The organism is Collinsella aerofaciens (assembly GCF_025289055.1).
In the GTDB taxonomy this organism is placed as follows: Bacteria; Actinomycetota; Coriobacteriia; order Coriobacteriales; family Coriobacteriaceae; genus Collinsella.
Genome location: NZ_JAESIQ010000002.1, coordinates 119417 through 119666 on the forward strand (window position 1 = coordinate 119417; position 250 = coordinate 119666).

General features: G+C 52.8%; 1 tRNA gene. It reads right to left on the reverse strand.

Annotated features, from left to right (window positions below):
• Positions 1–26: 26 nt before the first annotated feature.
• A tRNA-His gene (locus JMJ97_RS01450) sits at positions 27–103 on the reverse strand.
• Positions 104–250: the final 147 nt, after the last annotated feature.

A 250-nucleotide genomic window follows, 5' to 3' on the forward strand; every position in this document is an offset into this window, starting at 1 on the left:
ACCCGATATCAACACGAAGCAAGAACTGGGGTGGGTAAAGGGACTCGAACCCTCGACCTACGGGACCACAACCCGTCGCTCTAGCCAACTGAGCTACACCCACCGTGTCCTGTGCGCTTCGCGCTCGACTATTATTGCAAGGAACGCCACGCGATGCAAGCCCCAATTTTCAAGAATTTTGAAAAGAGTTTTTCGCCTTGATTGTCATTTTCATTGCAACAGCCTCAGGACTCAGCGCAACGCGTTGCGC